18 protein-coding genes and 1 pseudogene are annotated in these 20,496 nt (G+C 75.5%); 10 read left to right on the top strand and 9 right to left on the bottom strand.

Translation table 11 applies throughout. The features are described 5' to 3' along the window. Positions 1-1,497, bottom strand: a complete 1,497-nt coding sequence (locus AC07B0_RS05350) for an FUSC family protein (RefSeq protein WP_478897235.1) — start codon at positions 1,495-1,497, stop codon at positions 1-3. 326 nt (positions 1,498-1,823) lie between these two features. Between AC07B0_RS05350 and AC07B0_RS05345 the strand changes: the two genes are divergently transcribed. Together AC07B0_RS05345 and AC07B0_RS05340 are read left to right on the top strand one after the other, a co-directional pair. Then, complete coding sequence (locus AC07B0_RS05345) at positions 1,824-3,461, top strand: FAD-dependent monooxygenase (RefSeq protein WP_478896853.1); 1,638 nt, start codon at positions 1,824-1,826, stop codon at positions 3,459-3,461. A gap of 74 nt (positions 3,462-3,535) precedes the next feature. Continuing rightward, entirely contained in the window at positions 3,536-4,351 is an 816-nt protein-coding gene (locus tag AC07B0_RS05340) for a hypothetical protein (RefSeq protein ID WP_469377568.1), read from the top strand. Here the strand turns inward: AC07B0_RS05340 and AC07B0_RS05335 are convergent. From AC07B0_RS05335 to AC07B0_RS05315, 5 genes are all read right to left on the bottom strand, one after another. Continuing rightward, entirely contained in the window at positions 4,311-5,762 is a 1,452-nt protein-coding gene (locus tag AC07B0_RS05335) for an MFS transporter (protein WP_469377570.1), read from the bottom strand. The genes AC07B0_RS05340 and AC07B0_RS05335 overlap by 41 nt on opposite strands. After that, positions 5,762-6,184, bottom strand: a complete 423-nt coding sequence (locus AC07B0_RS05330; protein ID WP_356870345.1) for a universal stress protein — start codon at positions 6,182-6,184, stop codon at positions 5,762-5,764. The genes AC07B0_RS05335 and AC07B0_RS05330 overlap by 1 nt, the downstream gene beginning before the upstream one ends. 28 nt (positions 6,185-6,212) lie before the next feature. After that, positions 6,213-7,733: an APC family permease gene (locus tag AC07B0_RS05325; protein WP_356870343.1), complete on the bottom strand. Its 1,521-nt coding sequence runs from the start codon at positions 7,731-7,733 to the stop codon at positions 6,213-6,215. Positions 7,734-7,789: 56 nt separating this feature from the next. Next, complete coding sequence (locus AC07B0_RS05320; protein ID WP_356870341.1) at positions 7,790-8,242, bottom strand: carboxymuconolactone decarboxylase family protein; 453 nt, start codon at positions 8,240-8,242, stop codon at positions 7,790-7,792. 86 nt (positions 8,243-8,328) lie between these two features. Beyond that, positions 8,329-8,922, bottom strand: a complete 594-nt coding sequence (locus tag AC07B0_RS05315) for a histidine phosphatase family protein (protein ID WP_478896850.1) — start codon at positions 8,920-8,922, stop codon at positions 8,329-8,331. A 67-nt stretch (positions 8,923-8,989) separates the two neighbouring features. On the opposite strand from AC07B0_RS05315, the gene AC07B0_RS05310 reads away from it, so the two are divergent. Both AC07B0_RS05310 and AC07B0_RS05305 read left to right on the top strand, forming a co-directional pair. Then, complete coding sequence (locus AC07B0_RS05310; protein ID WP_478896848.1) at positions 8,990-9,709, top strand: YoaK family protein; 720 nt, start codon at positions 8,990-8,992, stop codon at positions 9,707-9,709. Positions 9,710-9,806: 97 nt separating this feature from the next. Beyond that, the gene (locus AC07B0_RS05305) at positions 9,807-10,520 is read left to right on the top strand and encodes an RNA polymerase sigma factor (RefSeq protein ID WP_356870335.1); all 714 of its coding nucleotides are present in this window, start codon (positions 9,807-9,809) and stop codon (positions 10,518-10,520) included. On the opposite strand, the gene AC07B0_RS05300 is transcribed toward AC07B0_RS05305, so the two are convergent. The 3 genes from AC07B0_RS05300 to AC07B0_RS05290 are packed head-to-tail and all read right to left on the bottom strand — an operon-like array spanning position 10,444 to position 14,517. Next, positions 10,444-11,466: a MerR family transcriptional regulator gene (locus AC07B0_RS05300; RefSeq protein ID WP_478896846.1), complete on the bottom strand. Its 1,023-nt coding sequence runs from the start codon at positions 11,464-11,466 to the stop codon at positions 10,444-10,446. The two genes, AC07B0_RS05305 and AC07B0_RS05300, sit on opposite strands and share 77 nt — an antisense overlap. A gap of 35 nt (positions 11,467-11,501) precedes the next feature. Further along, positions 11,502-12,875, bottom strand: coding sequence for a cryptochrome/photolyase family protein (locus tag AC07B0_RS05295; RefSeq protein WP_478896844.1), 1,374 nt, complete (start codon positions 12,873-12,875; stop codon positions 11,502-11,504). A gap of 16 nt (positions 12,876-12,891) precedes the next feature. Beyond that, positions 12,892-14,517 (bottom strand): SDR family oxidoreductase, encoded by a 1,626-nt coding sequence (locus AC07B0_RS05290; protein ID WP_478896842.1) that lies wholly within the window; start codon positions 14,515-14,517, stop codon positions 12,892-12,894. 254 nt (positions 14,518-14,771) lie between these two features. Here AC07B0_RS05290 and AC07B0_RS05285 point away from each other — a divergent pair, with 254 nt between their 5' ends. From AC07B0_RS05285 to AC07B0_RS05260, 6 genes and pseudogenes are all read left to right on the top strand, one after another. After that, entirely contained in the window at positions 14,772-16,055 is a 1,284-nt protein-coding gene (locus tag AC07B0_RS05285) for an NAD(P)/FAD-dependent oxidoreductase (protein ID WP_356870327.1), read from the top strand. Then, a complete protein-coding gene (locus AC07B0_RS05280; RefSeq protein WP_478896840.1) occupies positions 16,052-16,813 on the top strand; it encodes a DUF1365 domain-containing protein in 762 nt (253 codons plus the stop codon). The genes AC07B0_RS05285 and AC07B0_RS05280 overlap by 4 nt, the downstream gene beginning before the upstream one ends. Positions 16,814-16,869: 56 nt before the next feature. Further along, the gene (locus AC07B0_RS05275; protein ID WP_469377767.1) at positions 16,870-17,628 is read left to right on the top strand and encodes a DUF1295 domain-containing protein; all 759 of its coding nucleotides are present in this window, start codon (positions 16,870-16,872) and stop codon (positions 17,626-17,628) included. A 25-nt stretch (positions 17,629-17,653) separates the two neighbouring features. Then, positions 17,654-18,193, top strand: coding sequence for an Lrp/AsnC family transcriptional regulator (locus tag AC07B0_RS05270; protein ID WP_478896838.1), 540 nt, complete (start codon positions 17,654-17,656; stop codon positions 18,191-18,193). Positions 18,194-18,239: 46 nt separating this feature from the next. After that, positions 18,240-18,937, top strand: a pseudogene (locus AC07B0_RS05265) (HAD family hydrolase). 113 nt (positions 18,938-19,050) lie between these two features. Beyond that, positions 19,051-20,406: a cytochrome P450 gene (locus AC07B0_RS05260; protein WP_356870319.1), complete on the top strand. Its 1,356-nt coding sequence runs from the start codon at positions 19,051-19,053 to the stop codon at positions 20,404-20,406. The last annotated feature ends 90 nt before the right edge of the window (positions 20,407-20,496 follow it).

The following is a 20,496-nucleotide window of genomic DNA, read 5'->3' as shown; positions in this document are numbered from 1 at the left end:
CTACGCGGTGACGACGAGCGGGGCCCGCGGGTCCGTGCGCAGCGGGGTGGCCAGGGCCGTCAGGGCCAGTTCCAGCCCGTGCAGGTGGGCCAGGGCCGGTTCGGCGGCTGCGGGCCGGGGCAGCTCGGCCGGGGCGGCGGGCCGGCCCGGGCCGGCCGGGGCGGTGAGCGCCTCCACGGCCGCCTCCACCCGCCAGCAGGCGGCGGCCAGCCGGGCGTCGTGCGAGGCCTGCGGGTCGGCGGCGACCGCCACGAGGCCGCGCACCTCGCGGGCGCAGTCGTCGAGCAGCGCGAGGACCTGGCGGGCGCGGGCCTTGCGGGCGCGCAGCGGGCTCAGCGGGTGGACGAGGGGCGCGAGGGCCATCCGGACGCGGGCGAGCAGCAGTTCCAGTTCGGCGGCGTGCGGGCCGGGGTCGGCGGCCGGGTCGCCGGCGAGTCGGTCCAGGGTGGCCGCGGTGGAGGCCCGTACGCAGTGCAGGGCGCGCTGGATCCAGGCGTCGTTGGCGGCGTGGGTGGTCACCGGCAGCACCAGGACGACGGCGAGGGCCGCGCCGAGGGCGCCGACGGCGGTCTCCTCGAAGCGCAGGAGCAGCAGACCGGGGTGCAGCACGCCGAGCAGGCCGTAGAGGAGTCCGGCCATGACGGTGACGAAGAACATCATCCAGGAGTACGAGGGGGCCGCCGTGTAGAAGATGCCGAAGACGCAGACGGCGACGAGGGCGGCGGTGGGCGTGGGCGCGCCGTGCAGCGGTACGGCGATCAGCAGTCCGGCGGCGATGCCGATGACGGTGCCGAGCACCCGGCGGAAGCCGCGGACCAGGGTCTCCCCGCGCGAGGCGGTGTTGACGAAGATCCACCAGGCGGTGCCGACGGCCCAGTACCAGCGGTCCTCGGACAGCAGCTGGCCGATGGCGAGGGCGAACCCGCAGGCGACGGTGGCCTGGAAGGCCTGCCGGGTGGTGGGCCTGGCCAGTCCGGTGCCCGGGAGGCCGGGCGGGGCGGCGGCGGGCGGGGTGCGGCGTTCGATGGGCCACAGCAGGAACCGCGCGGCGCCGGCGGAGAGCAGGGCGAGCGTGACGGCGGCGAACAGTTCGGGCAGTTGCGCGGGGACGGCGTGCAGGAACTGGGTGACGAAGAACATCATGAAGCCGAAGATGCCGAGGGCGTGGCCGCGCGGCCCCCAGCGGCGGGCGTAGACCCCGGCGAAGACGACGGCCAGGAAGGCGGCGTCGCGGGCGGGCGGCGTCCCGTGGAGGGTGGTGGCCAGCGCCAGGACGGGGAAGCCGGCCACGGGCAGCAGGGCGGTGGTGACGCGCTGGGCGGGCACGGTCGCGTCGAGGACGGTGAACAGGGCCAGCAGGGCCGCGAGCCCGCCGGTGATGGAGGCGGTCAGGGAGAGTCCCGCCAGTTCGGCGACGGCGACGGCGAGCCCCACGCCGATGACCGCGCGCAGCGAGTTCCTGAGTCTCATACGCCCCGGATCCGGAGCCACGAACATCCTCTTCACGGCGGTGTGCCGCCCCCCTTGCGATGGAGCACGCCGGGCCGCCCGCTGCCCGGGGGTGGTGGGCTGCGTGGAGGCACGGCGAAGGCGCCACGGTCCGGACCGGCCTCGTTGCCGTCCGGCGCTGCGTGGCGCCGTAAGTACTTGGATACGCCACAGATAACCACCTGGAGGTGCAATGGCTCAAGTGAGGCCTCGAACGGTGGGCCAACGGCCCAGTCAGAGCCGGTGATCTTCGGCCGGGTGAGGGCCAACGGACCTCTTCCCGCCCGGTCGCCCGTCCGGTGGCCGGACCGCCCCGGGCCGCGAATCATGGAAGCGTGAACGGCTACGCGACGGACGTCCTGATCGTGGGCGCGGGCCCGGTGGGGCTGACGGCCGCCGTCGAACTGCGCCGGCGCGGGGTGGCCTGCCGGATCGTGGACCGGTTGCCGGCCCGGCTGCCGTACGCGAAGGCGGTCGGGATCCAGCCGCGCACCCTGGAGGTCTGGGACCGGATGGGGCTGGTGCGGGCCGCGCTCGACGTGGCCGTCCCCCTGCGCGGGCAGCTGGTCTACGTCAACGGCGAGGAGCGGGGCCGGCTGGAGCTGTCGCTGCCGCCCGAGGTGCCCTACGGGTTCGCCTCGCTGCCGCAGTACGAGACCGAGCGGCTCCTGGAGGAGCACCTGGCGCGGTTCGGGACCCGGATCGAGCGCGGTACCGAGCTGGTGTCGTTCGACCGGGACGCCGACGGGGTCACGGGCCGGCTGACCGGCCCGGACGGCGAGGAGGAGCTGCGCACCCGGTTCCTGGTGGGCTGCGACGGGGCGCACAGCGCGGTCCGTAAGGGGCTCGGGCTCGCCTTCGAGGGCGGGGCCTTCCCGGAGGAGTACATGCTGGCCGACGTGCGGATCGGCTGGGACCTGCCGTACGGGTACGCGGTGCGGTCCATGCACCGGGACGCGGAGGGCCGGGTCGACGGCACCCTGGTGTGCATCCCGCTGCCCGGACCGGGCCGGTACCGCGTGTCGATGAACGTGCCGCCCGGACTGGCCGCGGCCGCGCCGCGGGACGGGGAGGGGGACGGGGACGGGGTGGCGCACGGGTTGCAGGCCGGGCGGGGCCCGGAGCTCACGCAGGTCCAGGGGGTCCTGGACCGGCTGTCCCCGCAGCCGGTGACCGCCACGGACATGCGCTGGTCGTCGGTCTTCCGGATCAGCCACCGGATCGTGGACCGGTACGGCGACGGGCGGGTCTTCGTCGCCGGGGACGCGGCGCACATCCACCCGCCGACCGGCGCGCAGGGCATGAACACCGGCATCCAGGACGCCTGGAACCTGGCGTGGAAGCTCGCCGTGGCCGTCGGGGGGCGGGCGCAGCCGGGGCTCGCCGCCAGCTACGACGCCGAGCGGCGGCCCGTCGGCGAGGAGGTCGTCGGGCGCACCGTGCGTCACGCCGCCGAGGGCGTCCAGGCCGACCCGGAGGATCCGGCGACGCTGATGATGCGGGAGGCGCAGCTGCTCGTCGGCTACCGCGACAGTCCGATCGTCAGGACGTCCCCGCCGGACGGCGCCGGGCCGCGGCCCGGTGACCGGGCCCCCGACTGCGGCGGGCTGCTCGGGGACGTCCCGTCCTATCCCCTGCGGCTGTACGACCTGCTGCGGGAGCGCGAGCACGTGCTCCTGCTGTACGCCGACGGCGCGCAGGACCCGTGCGTCCCCGCGCTCGCCGAGCTGATCGGCGGGCTGCCCGGGGGACGGCTTGCGGCGTACGCGGTCCTCACCGAGGGCGGGACCGCGCCCGCCGGGGCCGCCGCCCTGCCGGTGTACCGCGACGGGCGGGGCGAGTTCCGCCGGCTCTACGGGGCCGCGGCGCCGACGGCGTTCGTGGTGCGGCCCGACGGCCATGTCGGGGCGCGGATCAGCCCGCCGACGGCCGAGGGGGTGGCCGCGTACCTCGCGGGGATCTTCCGGGACTGAGGTACCGCCGGGGGCGGGCCCGCAGGCGTACTGCACAATCGGGCCAGCACACGATCACGGGGGGCGGCAGCGGCATGCGCGGAACTTGGAACGGCCGGAGAGTACGGAGCGTACGGACGGCGGCGGCCTGCGCGGCCGGGGCGGCGCTGCTGGCGGCGACGGCCGCGTGCGGGGGCGGCGGCCCGGCGGCAGCGGGGAAGGCCGCGTCCGGGGCGCCCTCGCCGACGGGGAGCACGAGCCCGAACCCGAGCGCCACCCCCGCCGGAACGCCCGCGGGAACGCCCGCCGGAACGCCCGCGGGAACGCCCGGGCCGGACGCCGGGCGGCTGAAGGCCCTCGTCCTCGCGGCCGGGGAGAAGGCGGGCCCGTACGAGGTGGGCGAGCCGGTGCTCGACGAGCCGTTCAGCGAGATGTACGAGGCCGACCCGGCGGTGTGCGGACCGCTGACCACCCTCGGCGGGGCGGGCCACACGGCCCAGGCCTTCGCGGTGGTGCGCGTACCCGGCAAACCCCTCGAAGTCGGCACCGAGGTCCTGCTGCGCTCCTACCGGGACGCCGCCGCGGCCGGATCGGCGATGAGGTCCCTCGCCGAGGCGGGCGAGCGGTGCGGGGGCGGCTACACGGAGGAACGCGCGGTGACCGACGCGAAGGTCCTGCGCGTGGAGCCGGTCGAGGCTCCCGCGCTCGGTGACGAGGCGCGGTCCTACCGGATCGTGACGCAGGACGTGAAGGAGAAGGACGTCTCCCTGTACCAGTACCTCACCCTGGTGCGCTCCGGTCCGGTGACGCTGTCCTTCTCCTCGGACATCATCGACACGAAGGACTTCGGCGGGGTGCCGCGGGAGATCGTCACAGCACAGTGGGAGAAGTTCTCCCGGGGCCCGCGCTAGGCGGCCCGGGCGGGCGCGGGTTGCGGCGCACGACGACGGCCATCGCGGCGGCGCCCAGCACCGCGAGGAGGGCGGCCGCGCGCAGGATCGATTCGATGGCGGGGCCGTCGGAGGCGGCGCGGGCGGCGGAGCCGCTGAGGGCCTCCAACACCGTGGAGGCCACGGCGACCGCGACGGCCCCGAGCAGGACCAGGGAGGTCAGGACGAGGCCGGACGCCGCCGCGAGCCGGCCGGCCTCGACGTAGGACTGGGTGGCCACGTTCGTCAGGGCCCAGCTGAGGCCCACACCGATGCCGACGACGGCGAAGACCGCGGTGTAGACGGCGAGCGAGGTGACCTGGGTCAGCGCGAACAGGCTGATCCCGCTGAGCAGCATTCCGGCGGCCATGAGGGTCTCGGCGCGCACCCGCAGGGCCAGGTGGCCCGACCAGTAGCTGGCGGCGCCGACGCCGACGGACAGGGCCAGGAAGATCAGCCCGGAGTCGAGCGGGGAGAGCCCGCGGGCCTGCTGGAGGTAGAGCGCGGAGAAGACGGCGACCAGGCAGTAGACGATGTTGGACAGGGATCCGGCGAGCGTGACGGCGACGAACGGCCCGTTGCGCAGCAGGGCCAGGTCCAGCAGGGGTTCGCGGGAGCGGCGTTCGACGGCGACGAAGGCGGCCAGCAGCGCGGCCCCGGCGGCGAGGCAGCCGAGGGTCTGGGGGGACGCCCAGCCCCAGTGCCCGCCCTGGTCGACGCCGATCATGAGCGCGCTGAGTCCGCCCGCGAGGGTCAGTACGCCCGGGACGTCCAACCCGTGGCGGGACCCCTCGTCCCGCGTCTCGGGGACGTGGCGCAGCAGGAGCAGGGCGGCGGCCAGGCAGAACGGCACGTTCAGCAGGAACACCGCGCGCCAGCTGACGTGTTCGGCGAAGGCCCCGCCGATGAAGGGGCCGAGGGCCGTGCCGACGGCGCTGAAGGCCAGGACGGTGCCGACGGCGCGGCCTTGGCGGTCGTCGCGGAAGTAGGCGGTGACCACCGCGACGGAGACGGGCAGGACGAGCGCGGCGGTGCAGCCCTGGACCGCTCGGCCGGCGGTGAGCCAGGCGGTGTTCTGGGCGGCGGCGCACACGACGGAGACGACGCCGAATCCGATGAGGCCCGCGACGAGGACGCGTCTGCGGCCCAGCAGGTCGGCGGCCCGCCCGCCGGTGATCATCAGGGCGCCCAGGGTGAGCATGTAGCCGCTGACCAGCCACTGGAGGTCGGTGGTCGGGGTGTGGAAGTCCCGGCCGATGGCGGGGAGCATGAGGTTCAGGGCGAACCAGTCCATCTGCACCAGGAGCATGGAGATGGCGGCCGCCGCGATCACCGCGCGGTCCCGGGGCGAGAAGAGGCCGCGCCCCGGACGGGCTGCGGCGCGGGTGCTCATCAGGGGCCGTTCCCCGTGGGGACGCACAGCACCGGGACCGGCGAGAGGTGCAGGAGCTTGTGCGGGGTGGAGCCGAGGAGGGCGCCGCGCATCGGGCTGTCGCCCCAGCTGCCGACGATGATGACCCGCGCCCGGTGGCGTTCGGCGGCGGCGAGCAGGGCCTGGGCCGGTCTGTCGTCGACGATCTCCACGGTCGAGGGGACGCCCGCCTCGTCCGCGGCCGTGACGGCCCGGGCCAGCGCGCTGCGGCCGGCCTGCCGCACGGCCTCCCGGTGGGCGCGGTACTCCTCTCCCGTGGCGCCGGGGGCGTTCGCGCCGTAGACGAGGACCAGGGGCTCGCCGAAGGCGGTGGCGACCTCCAGGGCCACTTCCAGGGCGCGCTCCGCACCGGGCGACTCGTCGTATCCGAGGACCACGGACATCGGGGGACCCTCCTGCTTCGGTGCGTGGCTACTTCCGGGCGTGGACGAGTTCGGGGTCGGCCACCCCGCGCCGTTCCTGCCAGAACGTGCCGTCGCGCAGCCGCCAGAAGCACATGACGAGGACGCCGACGACGGCGATGGCGATCCCGATGACCAGGGGTGGGCCGAGACCGAACCAGGACACGCCGCCGGCGGAGTTCTCCGGGTCCGACATGTCCCCGATGGACTCCACCAGCAGCCAGGTGAGCAGTCCGGCGCCGACGACGGGGCCCAGACCGATGAGCACGAAGTTGTGCAGGTTCTCCAGCAGGTGCCGGCGGTAGTAGATGGCGCAGGCCAGGCCGGTGAGCGCGTAGTAGAAGGCGATGAGCAGGGAGAGCGCGGTCAGGGAGTCGAGGAGCGCGTTCTCGCTGATCCGGTTGACGACGAGGTACCAGCCGATGGCGATGCCCGCCACCCACCAGGTGCTCACGTCCGGGGTGCGGAAGCGGTGGTGGATGTGCGAGAGGCGCGGCGGCAGGGCGTGCCGGCGGGCCATGGACAGCGCGGTGCGGGAGGCGGGGATGATCGTGGTCTGGGTCGAGGCGAGCGCGGAGGTGCAGACGGCGAGGAGCACCAGCCAGTCCCAGCCGCCCAGCACCTCGTGGGCGAGGACGGCGAAGACGGCCTCCTCCTCCGTCGCGTTCTCCGCGAGGAACCGCGTGCCCGCGTAGGCGACGACGGCGAAGCCGACGGACAGGTAGGTGACCAGGAGCACCACGGTCGACCAGATGCCGGCCTTGCCGGGGGCGGTCGCGGAGTCCTCGACCTCCTCCGTCAGGTTGACGGCGGATTCCCAGCCCCAGTAGATGAAGACGCCGAGCAGCAGTCCGCCGGTCAGGGCGGCGCCGCCGGCTCCGAAGGGGTTGAGCCAGGCGAGGGAGGGCCGCATGCCGTCGAGGCTGCTGGTCCCGGCGTAGACGCGGTAGAGGGCGACGACGGCGAAGACGAGGAGGAAGAAGACCTGGGCGAGGATCAGGACGTTCTGGAGCTTGGCGGACATCTCGGTGCCGATGACGCAGATGGCGGTCATCACCAGGATCACCAGGACGGCGAGGGACTGGCGGACGAGCTCGTTCGCCGCCCAGCCGTCGAGGCCGGCGGCGAGCAGGCCGAAGTGGACGGCCACGTCGGCGAGGGAGCCGATGACGAGGACGCCGGTCATGGCGATGGCCCAGCCGCCGAGCCAGCCGGCCCAGGGGCCCATGGCCCGGGTCACCCAGGAGAAGGTGGTCCCGCAGTCCTGGTCGACCTTGTTGAGGTAGTAGAAGGCGGCGGCGATCAGCAGCATCGGGACGAACGACGCCAGCATCACGCCGGGCGCGTAGATCCCGGCCAGCGCCACGATCGGGCCGATGACGGCGGCCAGCGAGTAGGCGGGCGAGGTGGAGTTCAGGCCGATGACGAGCGCGTCGAGGAACCCGATCGCATTGGCCTTGAGTGTGTCTTCCTCGGGTACGGCGTCCCGGATCGCCCCGCCGCCCGGCCCGCCGCCGTCACCGTCGCCCATACACGCATGGTCACGCACGCGGCCCCGCCGCGCGAGGCGGGGCGGGGCCGGGCGGGCTACTCGGTGCCGGGGGTCTTGCGGGTGGTGACGTTCATCCGGTTCCAGACGTTCACGGTGAAGATCAGCGCGATCAGCTGGGCCAGCCGCTCCTCGCCGAAGTGGCGGGCGGCCTCGTCGTAGACGGCGTCGGAGACGCCCCCGGGCAGCAGGGTGACCTCCTCGGTCAGGGCGAGGGCCGCGCGCTCGGCGACGGTGAACAGGCTCGACTCCCGCCAGGCGCTGAGCTGGTAGATCCGCTCCTCGGACTCGCCGCCCTTGCGGGCGTCGGTGGCGTGGTAGTCGATGCAGTAGGCGCAGCGGTTGATCTGGGAGGCGCGGATCTGGACGAGCTCCAGCAGGACCGGGTCCAGCCCGCGCCGGGCGGCGCCGTCGAGGGCCAGGACGGCCTTGAAGACCTTGGGGGCGACGGCGGAGAAGTTCATGCGCTCGGGAACCTGAAAAGTGGTCATGTGAAGAACCTAGAAGGGGAATCGGCCCGCAGGAGGGTTCATTTCCCTGCGGGGATCCCGGGTCAATTCCGTGGCGGAGCCGGGTTTCAGGGGCGGGTGTTCCAGCCCGCGATGACCGGCAGTCCGTGTTCCGTCGACAGGGTGCTGACCGTGCCGGTGCGCAGCAGGAAGAGGCGGCCCTCCGTGGGGGGCAGGCCGAGGTAGCGGGCGGTCAGGACGCGCAGGAAGTGTCCGTGGGCGACCAGGACGACGTCGCCCCGGTTCTCGTTCAGGGCCTTGGCGGCCCGGGCCAGGACCCGGTCCGCGCGGACGCCGACCTGGGCCGCGTCCTCGCCCGGATGGTGGACGTCGCCCGCCGGAACCCCGTCGGTCCACAGCGACCAGTCGGGCCGGGTCCGCCGGATCTCGGCGGTGGTGATGCCCTCGTAGCCGCCGTAGTCCCATTCGTGGAGGTCCGGCTCGGGGACGCCGTCGCTCAGCCCGGCGAGCTGCGCGGTGGCCACGGCCCGGCTCAGCGGGCTGGTCAGGACGAGGGCCGGCTGCCGGCCGAGGAAGAAGGGGGCCAGGGAGATGGCCTCCTCGACCCCGCGGGCCGTCAGCGGCACGTCCGTCAGTCCGGCGTGCCGTCCGTCGGCGCTCCAGGCCGTCTCCCCGTGTCTCACCAGCAGCAGATCACTCATGTGCCGGACCTTACGGCCGCATGTCGGTGCCGGTCGCCCCGGGGTCGGCGTGTCACGCTCGGACGTCATGAACATGGGTGCGCGACCGGTCCGGCCCGCGCCGCTGACCGTGATGCTGGTGGTCCTGACCTGGGTGACGGGGCTGGTCGAGGCGGTCAGTCTGCTGGCCCTGGGTCCGGTGTTCACGGCGATGCAGACCGGCAACGTGCTGTTCCTCGCCTTCGGGCTGGCGCACGAGGGGAACCTGCCCGCGCTGGCCCCGGCGCTCTCGCTGGTCTCCTTCGCCGCGGGCACGGTGGCCGGGGCCCGGCTGGAGGCGGCGATGGAGGTCCGGGGGCAGCACTGGTTCGTGACCGGGCTGGCCGTCGAGGGGACGCTGATCCTGGGCGCCGCGTGCATCGGATGGGGCCTGGAACCGCGGTACGGGGATCCCGCCGCCCGGCACCTGCTCGCGACCTGCGTCCTGGCGGTGGCGATGGGGCTGCGCACGGTCACGAGCATGCGGGTCAACGTGCCGGGCGTGCCGACGACCCTGGTCACCCGGTCGATGGCCGCCTTCCTCGGCGGCTCCGCCCTCGGCCACGACATGGCCCTCGGGTACGGCACGGGCTCGTGGGGGCGGCGGGCCTGGGCGGTGACGGCGATGTTCACCGGCGGGCTGACGGGTGCCCTGCTCCTGCGGGCGGGCTGGACGGTGAACTGGCTGCTCCTGCCGGCGGCCGCGGTGGTCTTCGCCGTGGCGCTGGTGTACCTGGCGCGGCCCTCGCTGCACACCGGCGGGCGCTGAGTCCCCCCGCCGGCCCTCCCTTGCGGGAGGCCCTCGGGAATTCGATGCGGAAACGCTGCAAGTTGGCCCGGGGGGCCGCGCCGGAGACGCTCGGGCCATGGACGACCACGACCCGAAGGAACCCGGGAGGCGGGACGCCCCCCGGACCGCCCCCCGGACCGCCCGCCGCGCCGGCGCGGTTGCCACCGCCGACGCGGGTGACACCGGCGCCCGCGGCCCCGGCGCCCCGGTCAGGCCGGCCGACGGGTCGCCGCCCGGTCTCGCGGCGGGGTTCGTGTCCGGGGACGAGCGCTGCGTGGAGGAGGTGTACCGGCGCTGGCGGCCCCTGGTGCACTCCCTGGCCCGGCGTTCGCTGGGGGACGACCGCGAGGCCGAGGACGTGACCCAGCAGGTGTTCCTCGCCGCCTGGCGCGGCCGGGCCGGCTACCGCCCCGGGCCCGGCGGACTCGGGGCCTGGCTCACCGGCATCACCCGCCACAAGATCGCCGACGCCCTGGAGGCGCGGACCCGGCGGGCCCGGGCGGTGGCGGCCGCCGCGGGCACCGTCCACGAGCTCGCCCCGTACCCCGGTGACCCGGGGCGGCCGGAGCCCGAACGGGCCCTGGACCGGGTCCTGGTCCTCGGGGAGCTGGCCCGGCTGCCGTCGGCGCAACGGCGCGTGCTGTGTCTCGCGTTCTACGCCGACCTGAGCCAGACCCAGATCGCCGCCCGCACGGGGCTTCCGCTGGGCACCGTCAAGAGCCACATGCGGCGGGCGCTGCACCTGCTGCGCCGGTCGCTGGAGCCGGGCCGGCTGCCAGCGCCGAGATGACCTCCAGTCCCGAACGCAGCCCGAACAGCCGTTCGGTGCGCGGGGCCTGGGTGCCGCCGCCCCAGCCGGGTCCGGCGAGGAGGAGCGCCGAACGGCCCCGGGCTCCGCGCAGTCCCCATTCGATGCCGGCCACCGAGCGGGCCAGGGCCCGGTCGGCGGTGGTCCGGGACTGCGACCAGAGCACGGCCGCGCGGGGGCCGGTGCGCCGCACCGCGTCGAACAGCGCCTCGGCGGGCAGTGCGGCGCCGAACATCCGTACCGGCAGACCCCGTTCGCCGAGGGCGGCGGCCAGTGCCTCGATCGGCAGGCTGTGCAGTTCGCCGGGGGTGCAGGCGAGCAGCACCGGGGCCGTTCCCGGCCGGGGAGGTGCCGGGCGGACGCGGTGCATGGCGGCGGAGACGTGCCAGGAGAGCAGGTGCTCGACCTCGATGTAACGCTCCCCCGCCGAGGCCCACTTGCGGCCGACCGCGTGCAGGGTCGGGGCGATGATCTCCTCCCAGGCGGTGACGAGGCCGTGCTCCGCCAGGGCAGCGTCGAGCAGTTCGGCCACGGCCGGCGCGTCCAGGCGTACGGCGGCCCGCGCGAGCCCCCGGCCCTCCGGCCGCGCCTCCCCGAGGGGGAGGGCACCGCGCCCGCCCGGCGTCGCCGCGGCCGGCCCCCTCGCGGCGGAGGTGCCGGGGGCTCCGCCGAGCGCGGCCCGGGCCGCCTCGGACGGGGGTACGCCCCGCGCGGTGAGCCGGCACATCAGGTCGAGGCGGGCGATGTCCTCGGGGGTCCAGCGGCGGTGCCGGCCGTCTTCGCGCCGGGCGGGGCCGATGGCGTAGCGGCGCTCCCATGAGCGGAGCGTGGTCGGGGAGACCCCGAGGCGGCGGGCGACGGCGCCGGTGCTCAGGGCGGCGTCGGGGAGGTCCTGCGGGGGTCCGGGGGGCGGCGGCTCGGGGTCCACCGGTTCACGGTACGCCGTGGGACCGGCGCGGGGCGTCACGTACCGTCCCGTCCCCGCCGGAAGCGGTCGAGGCCGTCGGCGAGGTCCACCACCGGGTCCGGGTAGTCGTAGCGTGCCCGTTCCGGGGCCGGGAGCCGCCACGGCTCGTGGACGCGGGGAGCGGGCAGGCCGGCGAGTTCGGGCACCCAGCGGTGGACGTAGCTGCCGTCGGGGTCGTACCGCAGGCCCTGGCGGACGGGGTTGAGGACCCGGTTGGGCCGGGTGTCGGTGCCGGTGCCCGCCACCCACTGCCAGTTGAGCTGGTTGTTGGCGAGGTCCCCGTCGACGAGCAGTTCCAGGAAGTGCCGGGCGCCGGTGCGCCAGTCCACGTACAGGGTCTTGGCGAGGAAGCTCGCGGCCAGCAGCCGGCCCCGGTTGTGCATCCAGCCCTCGTGGCGCAGCTGGCGCATGGCGGCGTCGACGACGGGGTAGCCGGTGCGGCCCTCCTTCCAGGCCCGGACCTCTTCCTCGGCGTCGGCTCCGGTGCGCCAGCGGTCCTGGCGGGGCCGGTAGTCCTCGGTGGCGGCGGCGGGGCGGGCGGCGAGGACCTGGTGGTGGAAGTCGCGCCAGCACAGCTGCCGGACGAAGGCCTCGGCACCGGGGCCGCCGGCCGCGCGGGCGCGGTGGACGGCCTCGGCGGGCGAGAGCGTGCCGAAGTGCAGGTGCGGGGAGAGGCGGGAGGTGGCGTCGCCCGCGAGGTCGTCGTGGACGTCCTCGTAGCGGGTGATGCCGTCGCGCAGCCAGTGCGTCAGGAGGCGGCGGGCCTCGCGTTCGCCGCCGCGGGCGAGGCCCGGGGAGGTGCCGGTGACGGCGCCGCGGGCGGGCAGGGGGTCGGAGCCGATGTCCGGGGGGACGGGGACGGTGCGCGGGGCGGGGGCGGGGGTCCGCGCGGGCAGTTCGGACCAGCGGCGCAGGTACGGGGTGAAGACGGCGAAGTGGTCGGAGCCTGCCGGGAGGACGGCGCCGGGCGCGACCGCGGTGACCACGGTGTCGTGGACGTAGAGGCGGCGGCCGCGGGCTTCGAGCGCGGCGCGCAGCCGTTCCTCGCGGGCGTGGGCGTAGGCGCTGACCCCGGCCGCCATGTGCACCTCGTCGGCGTCGGTCTCCTGGACGAGGGCGCAGACCTCGGCCACGGCGTCCCCGGAGCGGATCACGAGGCGGCCGCCGCGTTCGCGCAGGCCGGCGTCGAGGTCGGCGAGGCAGTCGGCGAGGAACGCCAGCCGGTTGGGGGCGGCGAAGCCCGCGGCTTCGATGGCGCGGTCGCGGACGAAGAGGGGGACGACGCGGTCGCAGGAGGAGAGGGCGGCGCGCAGCGGCGGGTGGTCGTGCAGGCGCAGGTCGGAGGTGTACAGGACCACCGCGATGTTCATGGCTGTCGGCTCCGCGTCAGGGCTGGGGACGGCTGTCGTGGGGTTCTTCGGCGGCGGGGGCCCGGACGGATGCGGGGGCCGGTGCCCCGTCGAGGCGTTCGGCGGCGCGGGCGATGTTGCGGGCCATGCCGCCGAAGACGACGGCGTGGAAGGGGGACACGCTCCACCAGTACAGGTGGCCGAGGAGGCCGTGCGGGTGGAACAGGGCCCGCTGGCGGTACAGCGTCCGCCGTCCCGGGCCGGTTCCGGCGTCCGTCTTCGGGTCGGTGTCCGCGTCGGGGGCCGGGTCGGCGTACATCTCCAGCCAGGCCAGGCCCGGCAGCCGCATCTCCGCGCGCAGGCGGAGCAGGCGGCCCGGCTCGATCTCCTCCACGCGCCAGAAGTCGAGGGAGTCACCGACCCGCAGCCGGGCGGCGTCGCGGCGGCCGCGCCGGATGCCGACGCCACCGACGAGCCGGTCCAGCCAGCCCCGTACGGCCCAGGCCAGGGGGAAGGAGTACCAGCCGTTGTCGCCGCCGATGCCCTCGACCACCCGCCACAGGGCTTCGGGGGAGGCGTCGACGGCCCGCTCGCGCCGGTCGGCGTAGAGGCTGCCGCCCGCCCAGTCGGGGTCGGTGGGCAGCGGGTCGCTGGGGGCGCCGGGCAGGGAGGCGGAGGACCAGCGGGTGGTCACGTCCGCTTCCCGGACCCTCTGGAGGGCCAGGTCGAGGGCCCGGTCGAAGCCGATGGGGGTGCCCGGCGGGTCGGGGACGTAGGAGGCGATGTCGTGCTCGTCGCAGACCACCTCGTGGCGCAGCGATTCGGCGAGCGGGCGGGCCAGCGCCCGCGGGACGGGGGTGACGAGGCCGATCCAGTGGCTGGACAGGCGCGGGGTCAGCATCGGGACGCGCAGGATGAGCCGTCGGGGCAGTTCCGCCACGACGGCGTAGCGGCGCATCATCTCCTCGTACGTCACCACGTCCGGGCCGCCGATGTCGAAGGCGCGGCTGACCGCGGGCGGCATGCCGGCGCTGCCGACGAGGTAGCGCAGGACGTCGCGGACGGCAATGGGCTGGATGCGGGTGCCGACCCAGCTGGGGGTCACCATGACGGGCAGCCGTTCGGTGAGGTAGCGCAGCATCTCGAAGGAGGCGGAGCCGGAGCCGATGATGACGGCGGCGCGCAGCACGGTGGTGGGCACTCCGGAGGCGAGCAGGATCTGTCCGACCTCGGCGCGGGAGCGCAGGTGCGGGGACAGGTCGTGGGGCGGGATGCCGGCCGGGGTGAGCCCGCCGAGGTAGACGATGCGGCGGACCCCGGCCGCGCGGGCCTGCTCGGCGAAGATCCGGGCGGCCGTGCGGTCCCGGTCCTCGAAGTCGTGGCCGGTGCCGAGGGCGTGGACGAGGTAGTAGGCGACGTCGACGCCGCGCAGGGCGGACGCGACGGATTCGGCGTCGGTGACGTCCCCGCGCACCACTTCGGCGCGGCCCGCCCAGGGGTGGTCGCGCAGCCGTTCGGGTGAGCGGGCCAGACAGCGGACGCGGTGTCCGGCGTCGAGGAGTTCGGGCACCAGTCGGCCGCCGATGTAGCCGGTGGCGCCGGTGACCAGGCAGAGCGGTCCGGTCGTGGGTGTCGTGCCGGTCGTGGCGGTGTCCCCGGTCATGGGTGTCTCCCTCGTCGTGGCCGGTTCATCGTCGCCGGTCCGGGAGCCGGGCGCCCGTCGTACCCGGCCGTCTGCCGCGGGCGGCCGGCGCTCGTGGCCCCCGTCGGCGGTCGTACCCCGGGCGGCCGGCCTGCCCGGCGCGGCGGCCGTCGTACGGGATTCGCCCGGACCGCGCCGACCGGATGCGCGGATCCGCCCCGGGACACATCCGGAACCCCCTCCGGCTCCGAAGCAACGGTGAAGGAGGGAGCGAGATGACCGAACGAGGACGACCGCGCACCGCCGTGATCGGCGGGGGCGTGTCCGGGCTGACGGCGGCGTACGTGCTGGCCCGCAGCCATGAGGTGACCCTCTACGAGGCCGACGACCGGCTGGGCGGGCACGCCCACACTCACGAGGTGAAGGGCCCCGACGGCCGGGTCCGGGCCGTCGACTCCGGCTTCATCGTGCACAACGACCGGACGTACCCTCACCTGCTGCGGCTCTTCCGCGAGCTGGGCGTGGCCAGCCGCCCGACGACGATGAGCCTGTCGGTGCACTGCGAGGGCTGCGGGCTGGAGTACGCGGGGGCGCGGGGCCCGCGGGGGCTGTTCGCCCGCCCGGGGGGTGCGCTGCGGCCGGCGTACCTGCGGATGCTGGCGCAGGTCCCGGTGTTCCACCGGCAGGCCCGGCGGCTGCTGACGCTGCCCGAGGGGGCCCGTGAGCCGACCCTGGGCGAGTTCCTGGAGCGGGGCGGCTTCGGCGCGTACTTCACGGGGCACTTCGCGATCCCGCTGGTGGCCTCGGTGTGGTCCTGTCCCCCGGGCACCGCGCTGCGCTACCCGGCCCGCTACCTGTTCCGCTTCCTCGCCCACCACGGGCTGCTGTCGGTGGGCGGCTCGCCGAGCTGGCGCACGGTCGAGGGCGGTTCGGCGCGCTACGTCGAGCGGGTCCGGGAGGAACTGGGCGCGGGCGCGGTACGGGTCGCCTCCGCGGTGCGGGAGCTGGCCCGCACCCCGGACGGGGTGCTGGTCACGACCGCCGACGGGTCCCGGGCCCGGTACGACGGGGTGGTCGTCGCCGTCCACGCCGACCAGGCGCTGCGGATGCTGGCCGATCCGACGGACGCCGAGCGCGCGGTGCTCGGCGCCTTCCGCTACTCCCGCAACCGGACCGTCCTGCACACCGACGCCTCGGTGCTGCCGCGCGCGGCCGGGGCCCGGGGCTGCTGGAACTACCGGCTGTCCGGGTGCCTGCCGGACGAGGAGGTTCCGGTGCAGGTCAGCTACGACATGAACCGGCTCCAGGGGCTGGACGCGCCGGAGCCGTACGTGGTCACGCTGGGCGCCGACGAGCGGGTGCGGCCGGACCTGGTGCTGGCGGAGATGGTCTACGAGCATCCGGTGTACACGCCGGAGTCGGTCGCGGCGCAGCGCCTGCTGCCCGGGCTGTCGGGGCCGGTGACGGCGTTCGCCGGGGCCTACCACGGGTGGGGGTTCCACGAGGACGGCTGCCGGTCGGGCGTGGCCGCGGCGGCCGCGCTGGGGGTGGGGTGGTGAGGGCCGCGCTGTACGAGGCGGACATCCGGCACGTGCGGGCCGGCGTCCCGGCGTACCGGCTGCGGCACCGGACGTACCTGTGGCTGGTGGACCTCGCCGAGCCGCCGCGGCTGCCGTGGCCGGTGCGCGTCCTCGCCCGCTTCGACGCCCGCGACCACTTCGGCGGCGGGGAGCCCGGCATCCGCGCTGGCCTGGACCGTTTCCTGGCGTCGCGCGGGGTCGTGCTGCCGGCGGGGGCGCGGGTGTCGATGCTGGCGCACGCCCGGGTGTTCGGCTTCGTCTTCAACCCGCTCTCGGTGTACTGGTGCCGCGCCCCGGACGGCGCCCTGCTGCACGTGGTCGCGGAAGTGCACAACACGTACGGCGGCCGGCACTGCTACCTGCTGGGCCCGGAGGCCGCCGGGGGAACGGCCACGGTTCCCAAGGAGTTCCACGTCTCCCCCCTCCTCGGGGCCGACGGCGCCTACGCGATGCGGATGCCGGAGCCGGGGGCGGAGCTCGCGCTGAGCGTGCGCCTGGCGGGCGGTGCGGACGGGGTCCGCCTCACGGCGACCGTGCGCGGCAGGCGCCGGCCCGCGGGCGTACGGGGAGTGCTGCGCGCGGCGCTGCGGCACCCCTGGTCGACCGCGGCCGTGGCGGTGGGCATCCGCTTCCACGGGGTCCGGCTGTGGCTGCGCGGGGCCCCCGTCCGCCCCCGACCGCCCCGGGTGCCCCCGGCGGGTGTGCCGGCGGCCGGCGCGACGAGGGGGACGCGGTGAACTGGGGCGGCTTCGGGGTCAACCTGGCGGTGGCCGCCGGTACCGCGCTCACCGTCATGCTCGCCGCCTTCGCGGTGGGGGTCCGCACGGGCCTGCACCGGGTGGTCGACGTGGCGTGGGGCGCGGCCTTCGCGGCCGTCGCGCTGGCCACGTACGGGGTCTCGGGCGGCATCTCGGGCGCGGGCGGCGGCCGGGCCCTGCTGCTGACGGTGCTCACGGTGGTGTGGGGGCTGCGCCTGGCGGGGCACATCGCGTGGCGGGGCCGGGGACACGGGGAGGACCCGCGGTACGAGCGGATGCTGGCCCGGGCCCCCGGGAGCCGGAACCTGTACGCCCTGCGCACGGTCTACCTGCTCCAGGCGGCGCTGGTCTGGCTGGTCTCGCTGCCGGTGCAGGCGGGCGCGTACGCGGACGGCGCCCCGGGCGGGCTCGCGGTCGCGGGGACGGCGCTGTGGCTGGGCGGTCTGCTCTTCGAGGCGGTCGGGGACCGGCAGCTGGCCCGGTTCCGGGCGGATGCCGCGAACCGGGGGAAGATCATGGACCGGGGCCTGTGGGCGTGGACCCGGCATCCGAACTACTTCGGTGACTTCTGCGTGTGGTGGGGGATCTTCCTGGTCGCCGCCGGGTCCGCGCAGGCGGCCGCGGTCTCCGTGGTGTCACCGCTGGTGATGTCGTACCTGCTGATCGGCGGCAGCGGGAAGCGGCTGCTGGAGCGGCACATGGCGGACCGTCCGGGATACGCGGAGTACCGGGCGCGGACCAGTGGATTCCTGCCGTGGCCGCCGGCCCGGGGCGGCCGGACCCGATCCGGATGAACCGGGCCATTGGTACAGTCGCGGCATGGCCGTGGACGAGCTCGACACCCGGATCCTGCGCCTGCTGATCGAGCAGCCGCGCACCAGCGTCCGCGAGTACGCCCGGATCCTCGGGGTGGCGCGGGGCACGCTCCAGGCCCGGCTGGACCGGCTGGAGCGGACCGGGGTGATCACCGGGACGGGTCCGGCGCTGTCCCCCGCCGCGCTCGGGCATCCCGTACTGGCCTTCGTGCACATCGAGGTGACCCAGGGGCACCTGGACGAGGTCGGCGACGCCCTCGCCGCGGTGCCCGAGATCATCGAGGCCTTCTCCATCACCGGCGGCGGGGACCTGCTGACGCGGGTCGCGGCCCGGGACAACGCGCACCTGGAGGACGTGATCCAGCAGCTGATCCGGCTGCCGGGAGTGGTCCGGACGCGGACCGAGGTGGCGCTGCGCGAGCGGGTCGCGCACCGGCTGCTGCCGCTGGTCGAGGCGGTGGGCAGGGCGGCGGGGACCAGGGCGGCGGGGGACAGGGCGGCGGGGGACAGGGCAGCCGCGGACAGGGCAGCGGGCAAACCCTGACAGGATGGTGGAGACAGGCACACGACCGGCAGGACGGGCACAGCGGATGATTTCCGTCATATTCGATCTCGACGGCACCCTCGTGGACAGCGAGCCGAACTACTACGAGTCGGGCCGCCTCACCCTGGAGCGGCACGGCGTCCCCGACTTCACGTGGGAGCAGCACTCCCGCTTCATCGGGATCGGCACCCTGGAAACGCTGGAGGTCCTCAAGGAGCGGTACGGCCTGCGGGCGCCGGTCGAGCAGCTCCTCGCGGAGCAGAACGCCGCCTACCTGGAGCTGGCCCGCACCCGGACCGAGGCCTTCCCCGAGATGCGCGCCTTCGTGGAGCGGCTGCACGCGCGGGGCGTGCCGATGGCGGTGGCCTCGGGCTCCTCGCGCGAGGCGATCGACGCCGTGCTCGTGGGCACCGGACTGGACGCCCTGCTGACGACGGTGGTCTCCGCCGAGGAGGTCGCCCACGGCAAGCCCGCGCCGGACGTGTTCCTGGAGGCGGCCCGCCGGCCCGCCGGCTCGGCGCCGCGCCGGCCGACTGCGTGGTGATCGAGGACGCGGCGCCCGGAGCCGAGGCCGCCCGGGCCGCCGGGATGGCCTGCGTGGCGGTCCCGTACGTGGCGGCCACCGCGGACGACCCGGCCTTCGCGGGCGCGGGCCTGCTCTTCCCGGGCGGTCAGGCGCAGTTCAGCGCGGACGCGGCCCACGACTGGCTGACCGCGCACGGGGCGGGCCGCGGCGCGGCCTGACCTTCACCGCGGAGTCTGCCGGGCCGCCGGGCGCAGGCGTCCCGCCGGTGCGGGTTCCGGCAGCCGCCGTCCGGACCCTGGCGCCCTTCCGCAGGCGCTGGCACCATGCCCCGGTGACCGCCCCACCGCTGTCCCGGGGAGCCGAGCGCGGACCGCGCCGGTGGCCCCTCGTCGGGAACCTGCCGGCCTTCGCCCGCGATCCGCTGGCCTTCTTCGAGTCCCTGCGCGACGAGTACGGCGACTGGGTGCCGTGGGCCCTCGGACCCCGCCGCAACGTGCTGGTCTCCCGGCCCGAGCACGCCGGCGAACTGCTCGGCGCCGTCGAGGACACCTTCCGGCCGACCGAACTGGGCTGGGCGTTCCGCAGCCTCCTCGGGAACGGGGTGGTCGTCGCCACCGGGGACGACTGGCGGCGCAAGCGGGCGCTGGTCCAGCCCGCGGTGCGGCCGCGGCAGGTGCGCGCGTACGCCGCCACGATGGTGGAGTGCGCGGACGCCCTCGCCTCCGGCTGGGCTCCGGGCGCCCGGATCGACGTCCACCGGGAGATGGCCGGACTCACCCAACGGATCGCGGTGCGCACCCTGTTCGGGGGCGACGCGGCCGGCCGGGAGGCTCCGATCAGCGCCGCCATGGCCACGGCGCAGCGGGAGCTGGGGGCGGAGTTCCGGGGGCTGACGCTGTTCCTGCCTCCGTGGGTGCGCACGCCGGGGCGGCGCCGGATGCGCGCGGCGGTAGCGGTCCTCGACCGGGAGATCGAGCACGTCGTACGGGAGCACGAGGCGGCCGCCGCGGCCGGTGAGGAACGCGACGACCTGCTGAGCCGGCTGCTCGCGGCCCGCGGCGCACACGGGGAGCCGCTGTCGCGCAGGGAACTGCGGGACGAGGCCGTGACCCTGTACATCGGCGGCCACGAGACCACCTCCACGACCCTGACGTGGGCCTGGCAGCTCCTGTCGGGGGCACCGGAGGCCAGGGCCCGGCTGTCGGAGGAGCTGGACCGGGTGCTCGGCGGGCGGCTGCCCGGGTACGAGGACTACGCCCGGCTGCCCTGGACGCGGCAGGTGGTCAAGGAGGCCCTGCGGATCTACCCGCCGATCTGGCTGATCTCGGCGGTGGCCGGCGAGGGCGCGCGGCTCGGCGGACGGCCGGTTCCGGCGGGGACCTCGGTGTGGACCAGCCCGTGGTCGGTGCACCGTGACGCCCGCTGGTTCCCCGAGCCGCTGGCCTTCCGGCCCGAGCGGTGGGACGCGGACGCCCCGCGGCCGGTGCCCGAGCACGCCTGGTTCCCCTTCGGCGGGGGACCCCGGGCTTGTCTGGGGGCCCGGTTCGCGCTGGTCGAGGCGGCTCTGGTGCTGGCGGTGCTGGGGCAGCGCTTCCACCTCGACACCGGGCCGGTGCCGGCGAAGGTGTTCCCCGGCCTGACCCTCCAGCCGGTGGGGCCGGTCCCGGCGACGCTGCGGCCGCGCTGACCTCACGTCCGGCCGCGCCGCGCTGAGCTGCGGCGGGGCCAACTGCCCCTGGAAACTGCCCCTTTGGGCCGAATTCCGCTCCTAGTCTCG

Source organism: Streptomyces sp. NPDC044704, from assembly GCF_056433525.1.
Note: the sequence above shows the minus strand (reverse complement) of the source record. Positions and strands in the feature narration are given on the sequence as shown.

What these genes read in the sequence shown, in the direction of transcription:
- AC07B0_RS05340 (WP_469377568.1), top strand. Translation starts at nt 3,536, where the DNA reads ATGCGCGGAACTTGGAACGGCCGGAGAGTACGGAGCGTACGGACGGCG.
- AC07B0_RS05335 (WP_469377570.1), bottom strand. Translation starts at nt 5,762, where the DNA reads ATGAGCACCCGCGCCGCAGCCCGTCCGGGGCGCGGCCTCTTCTCGCCC.
- AC07B0_RS05270 (WP_478896838.1), top strand. Translation starts at nt 17,654, where the DNA reads ATGGCCGTGGACGAGCTCGACACCCGGATCCTGCGCCTGCTGATCGAG.
- AC07B0_RS05275 (WP_469377767.1), top strand. Translation starts at nt 16,870, where the DNA reads ATGCTCGCCGCCTTCGCGGTGGGGGTCCGCACGGGCCTGCACCGGGTG.
- AC07B0_RS05315 (WP_478896850.1), bottom strand. Translation starts at nt 8,922, where the DNA reads ATGAGTGATCTGCTGCTGGTGAGACACGGGGAGACGGCCTGGAGCGCC.
- AC07B0_RS05295 (WP_478896844.1), bottom strand. Translation starts at nt 12,875, where the DNA reads ATGAACATCGCGGTGGTCCTGTACACCTCCGACCTGCGCCTGCACGAC.
- AC07B0_RS05310 (WP_478896848.1), top strand. Translation starts at nt 8,990, where the DNA reads ATGAACATGGGTGCGCGACCGGTCCGGCCCGCGCCGCTGACCGTGATG.
- AC07B0_RS05320 (WP_356870341.1), bottom strand. Translation starts at nt 8,242, where the DNA reads ATGACCACTTTTCAGGTTCCCGAGCGCATGAACTTCTCCGCCGTCGCC.
- AC07B0_RS05290 (WP_478896842.1), bottom strand. Translation starts at nt 14,517, where the DNA reads ATGACCGGGGACACCGCCACGACCGGCACGACACCCACGACCGGACCG.
- AC07B0_RS05350 (WP_478897235.1), bottom strand. Translation starts at nt 1,497, where the DNA reads ATGTTCGTGGCTCCGGATCCGGGGCGTATGAGACTCAGGAACTCGCTG.
- AC07B0_RS05285 (WP_356870327.1), top strand. Translation starts at nt 14,772, where the DNA reads ATGACCGAACGAGGACGACCGCGCACCGCCGTGATCGGCGGGGGCGTG.
- AC07B0_RS05330 (WP_356870345.1), bottom strand. Translation starts at nt 6,184, where the DNA reads ATGTCCGTGGTCCTCGGATACGACGAGTCGCCCGGTGCGGAGCGCGCC.
- AC07B0_RS05325 (WP_356870343.1), bottom strand. Translation starts at nt 7,733, where the DNA reads ATGGGCGACGGTGACGGCGGCGGGCCGGGCGGCGGGGCGATCCGGGAC.
- AC07B0_RS05305 (WP_356870335.1), top strand. Translation starts at nt 9,807, where the DNA reads ATGGACGACCACGACCCGAAGGAACCCGGGAGGCGGGACGCCCCCCGG.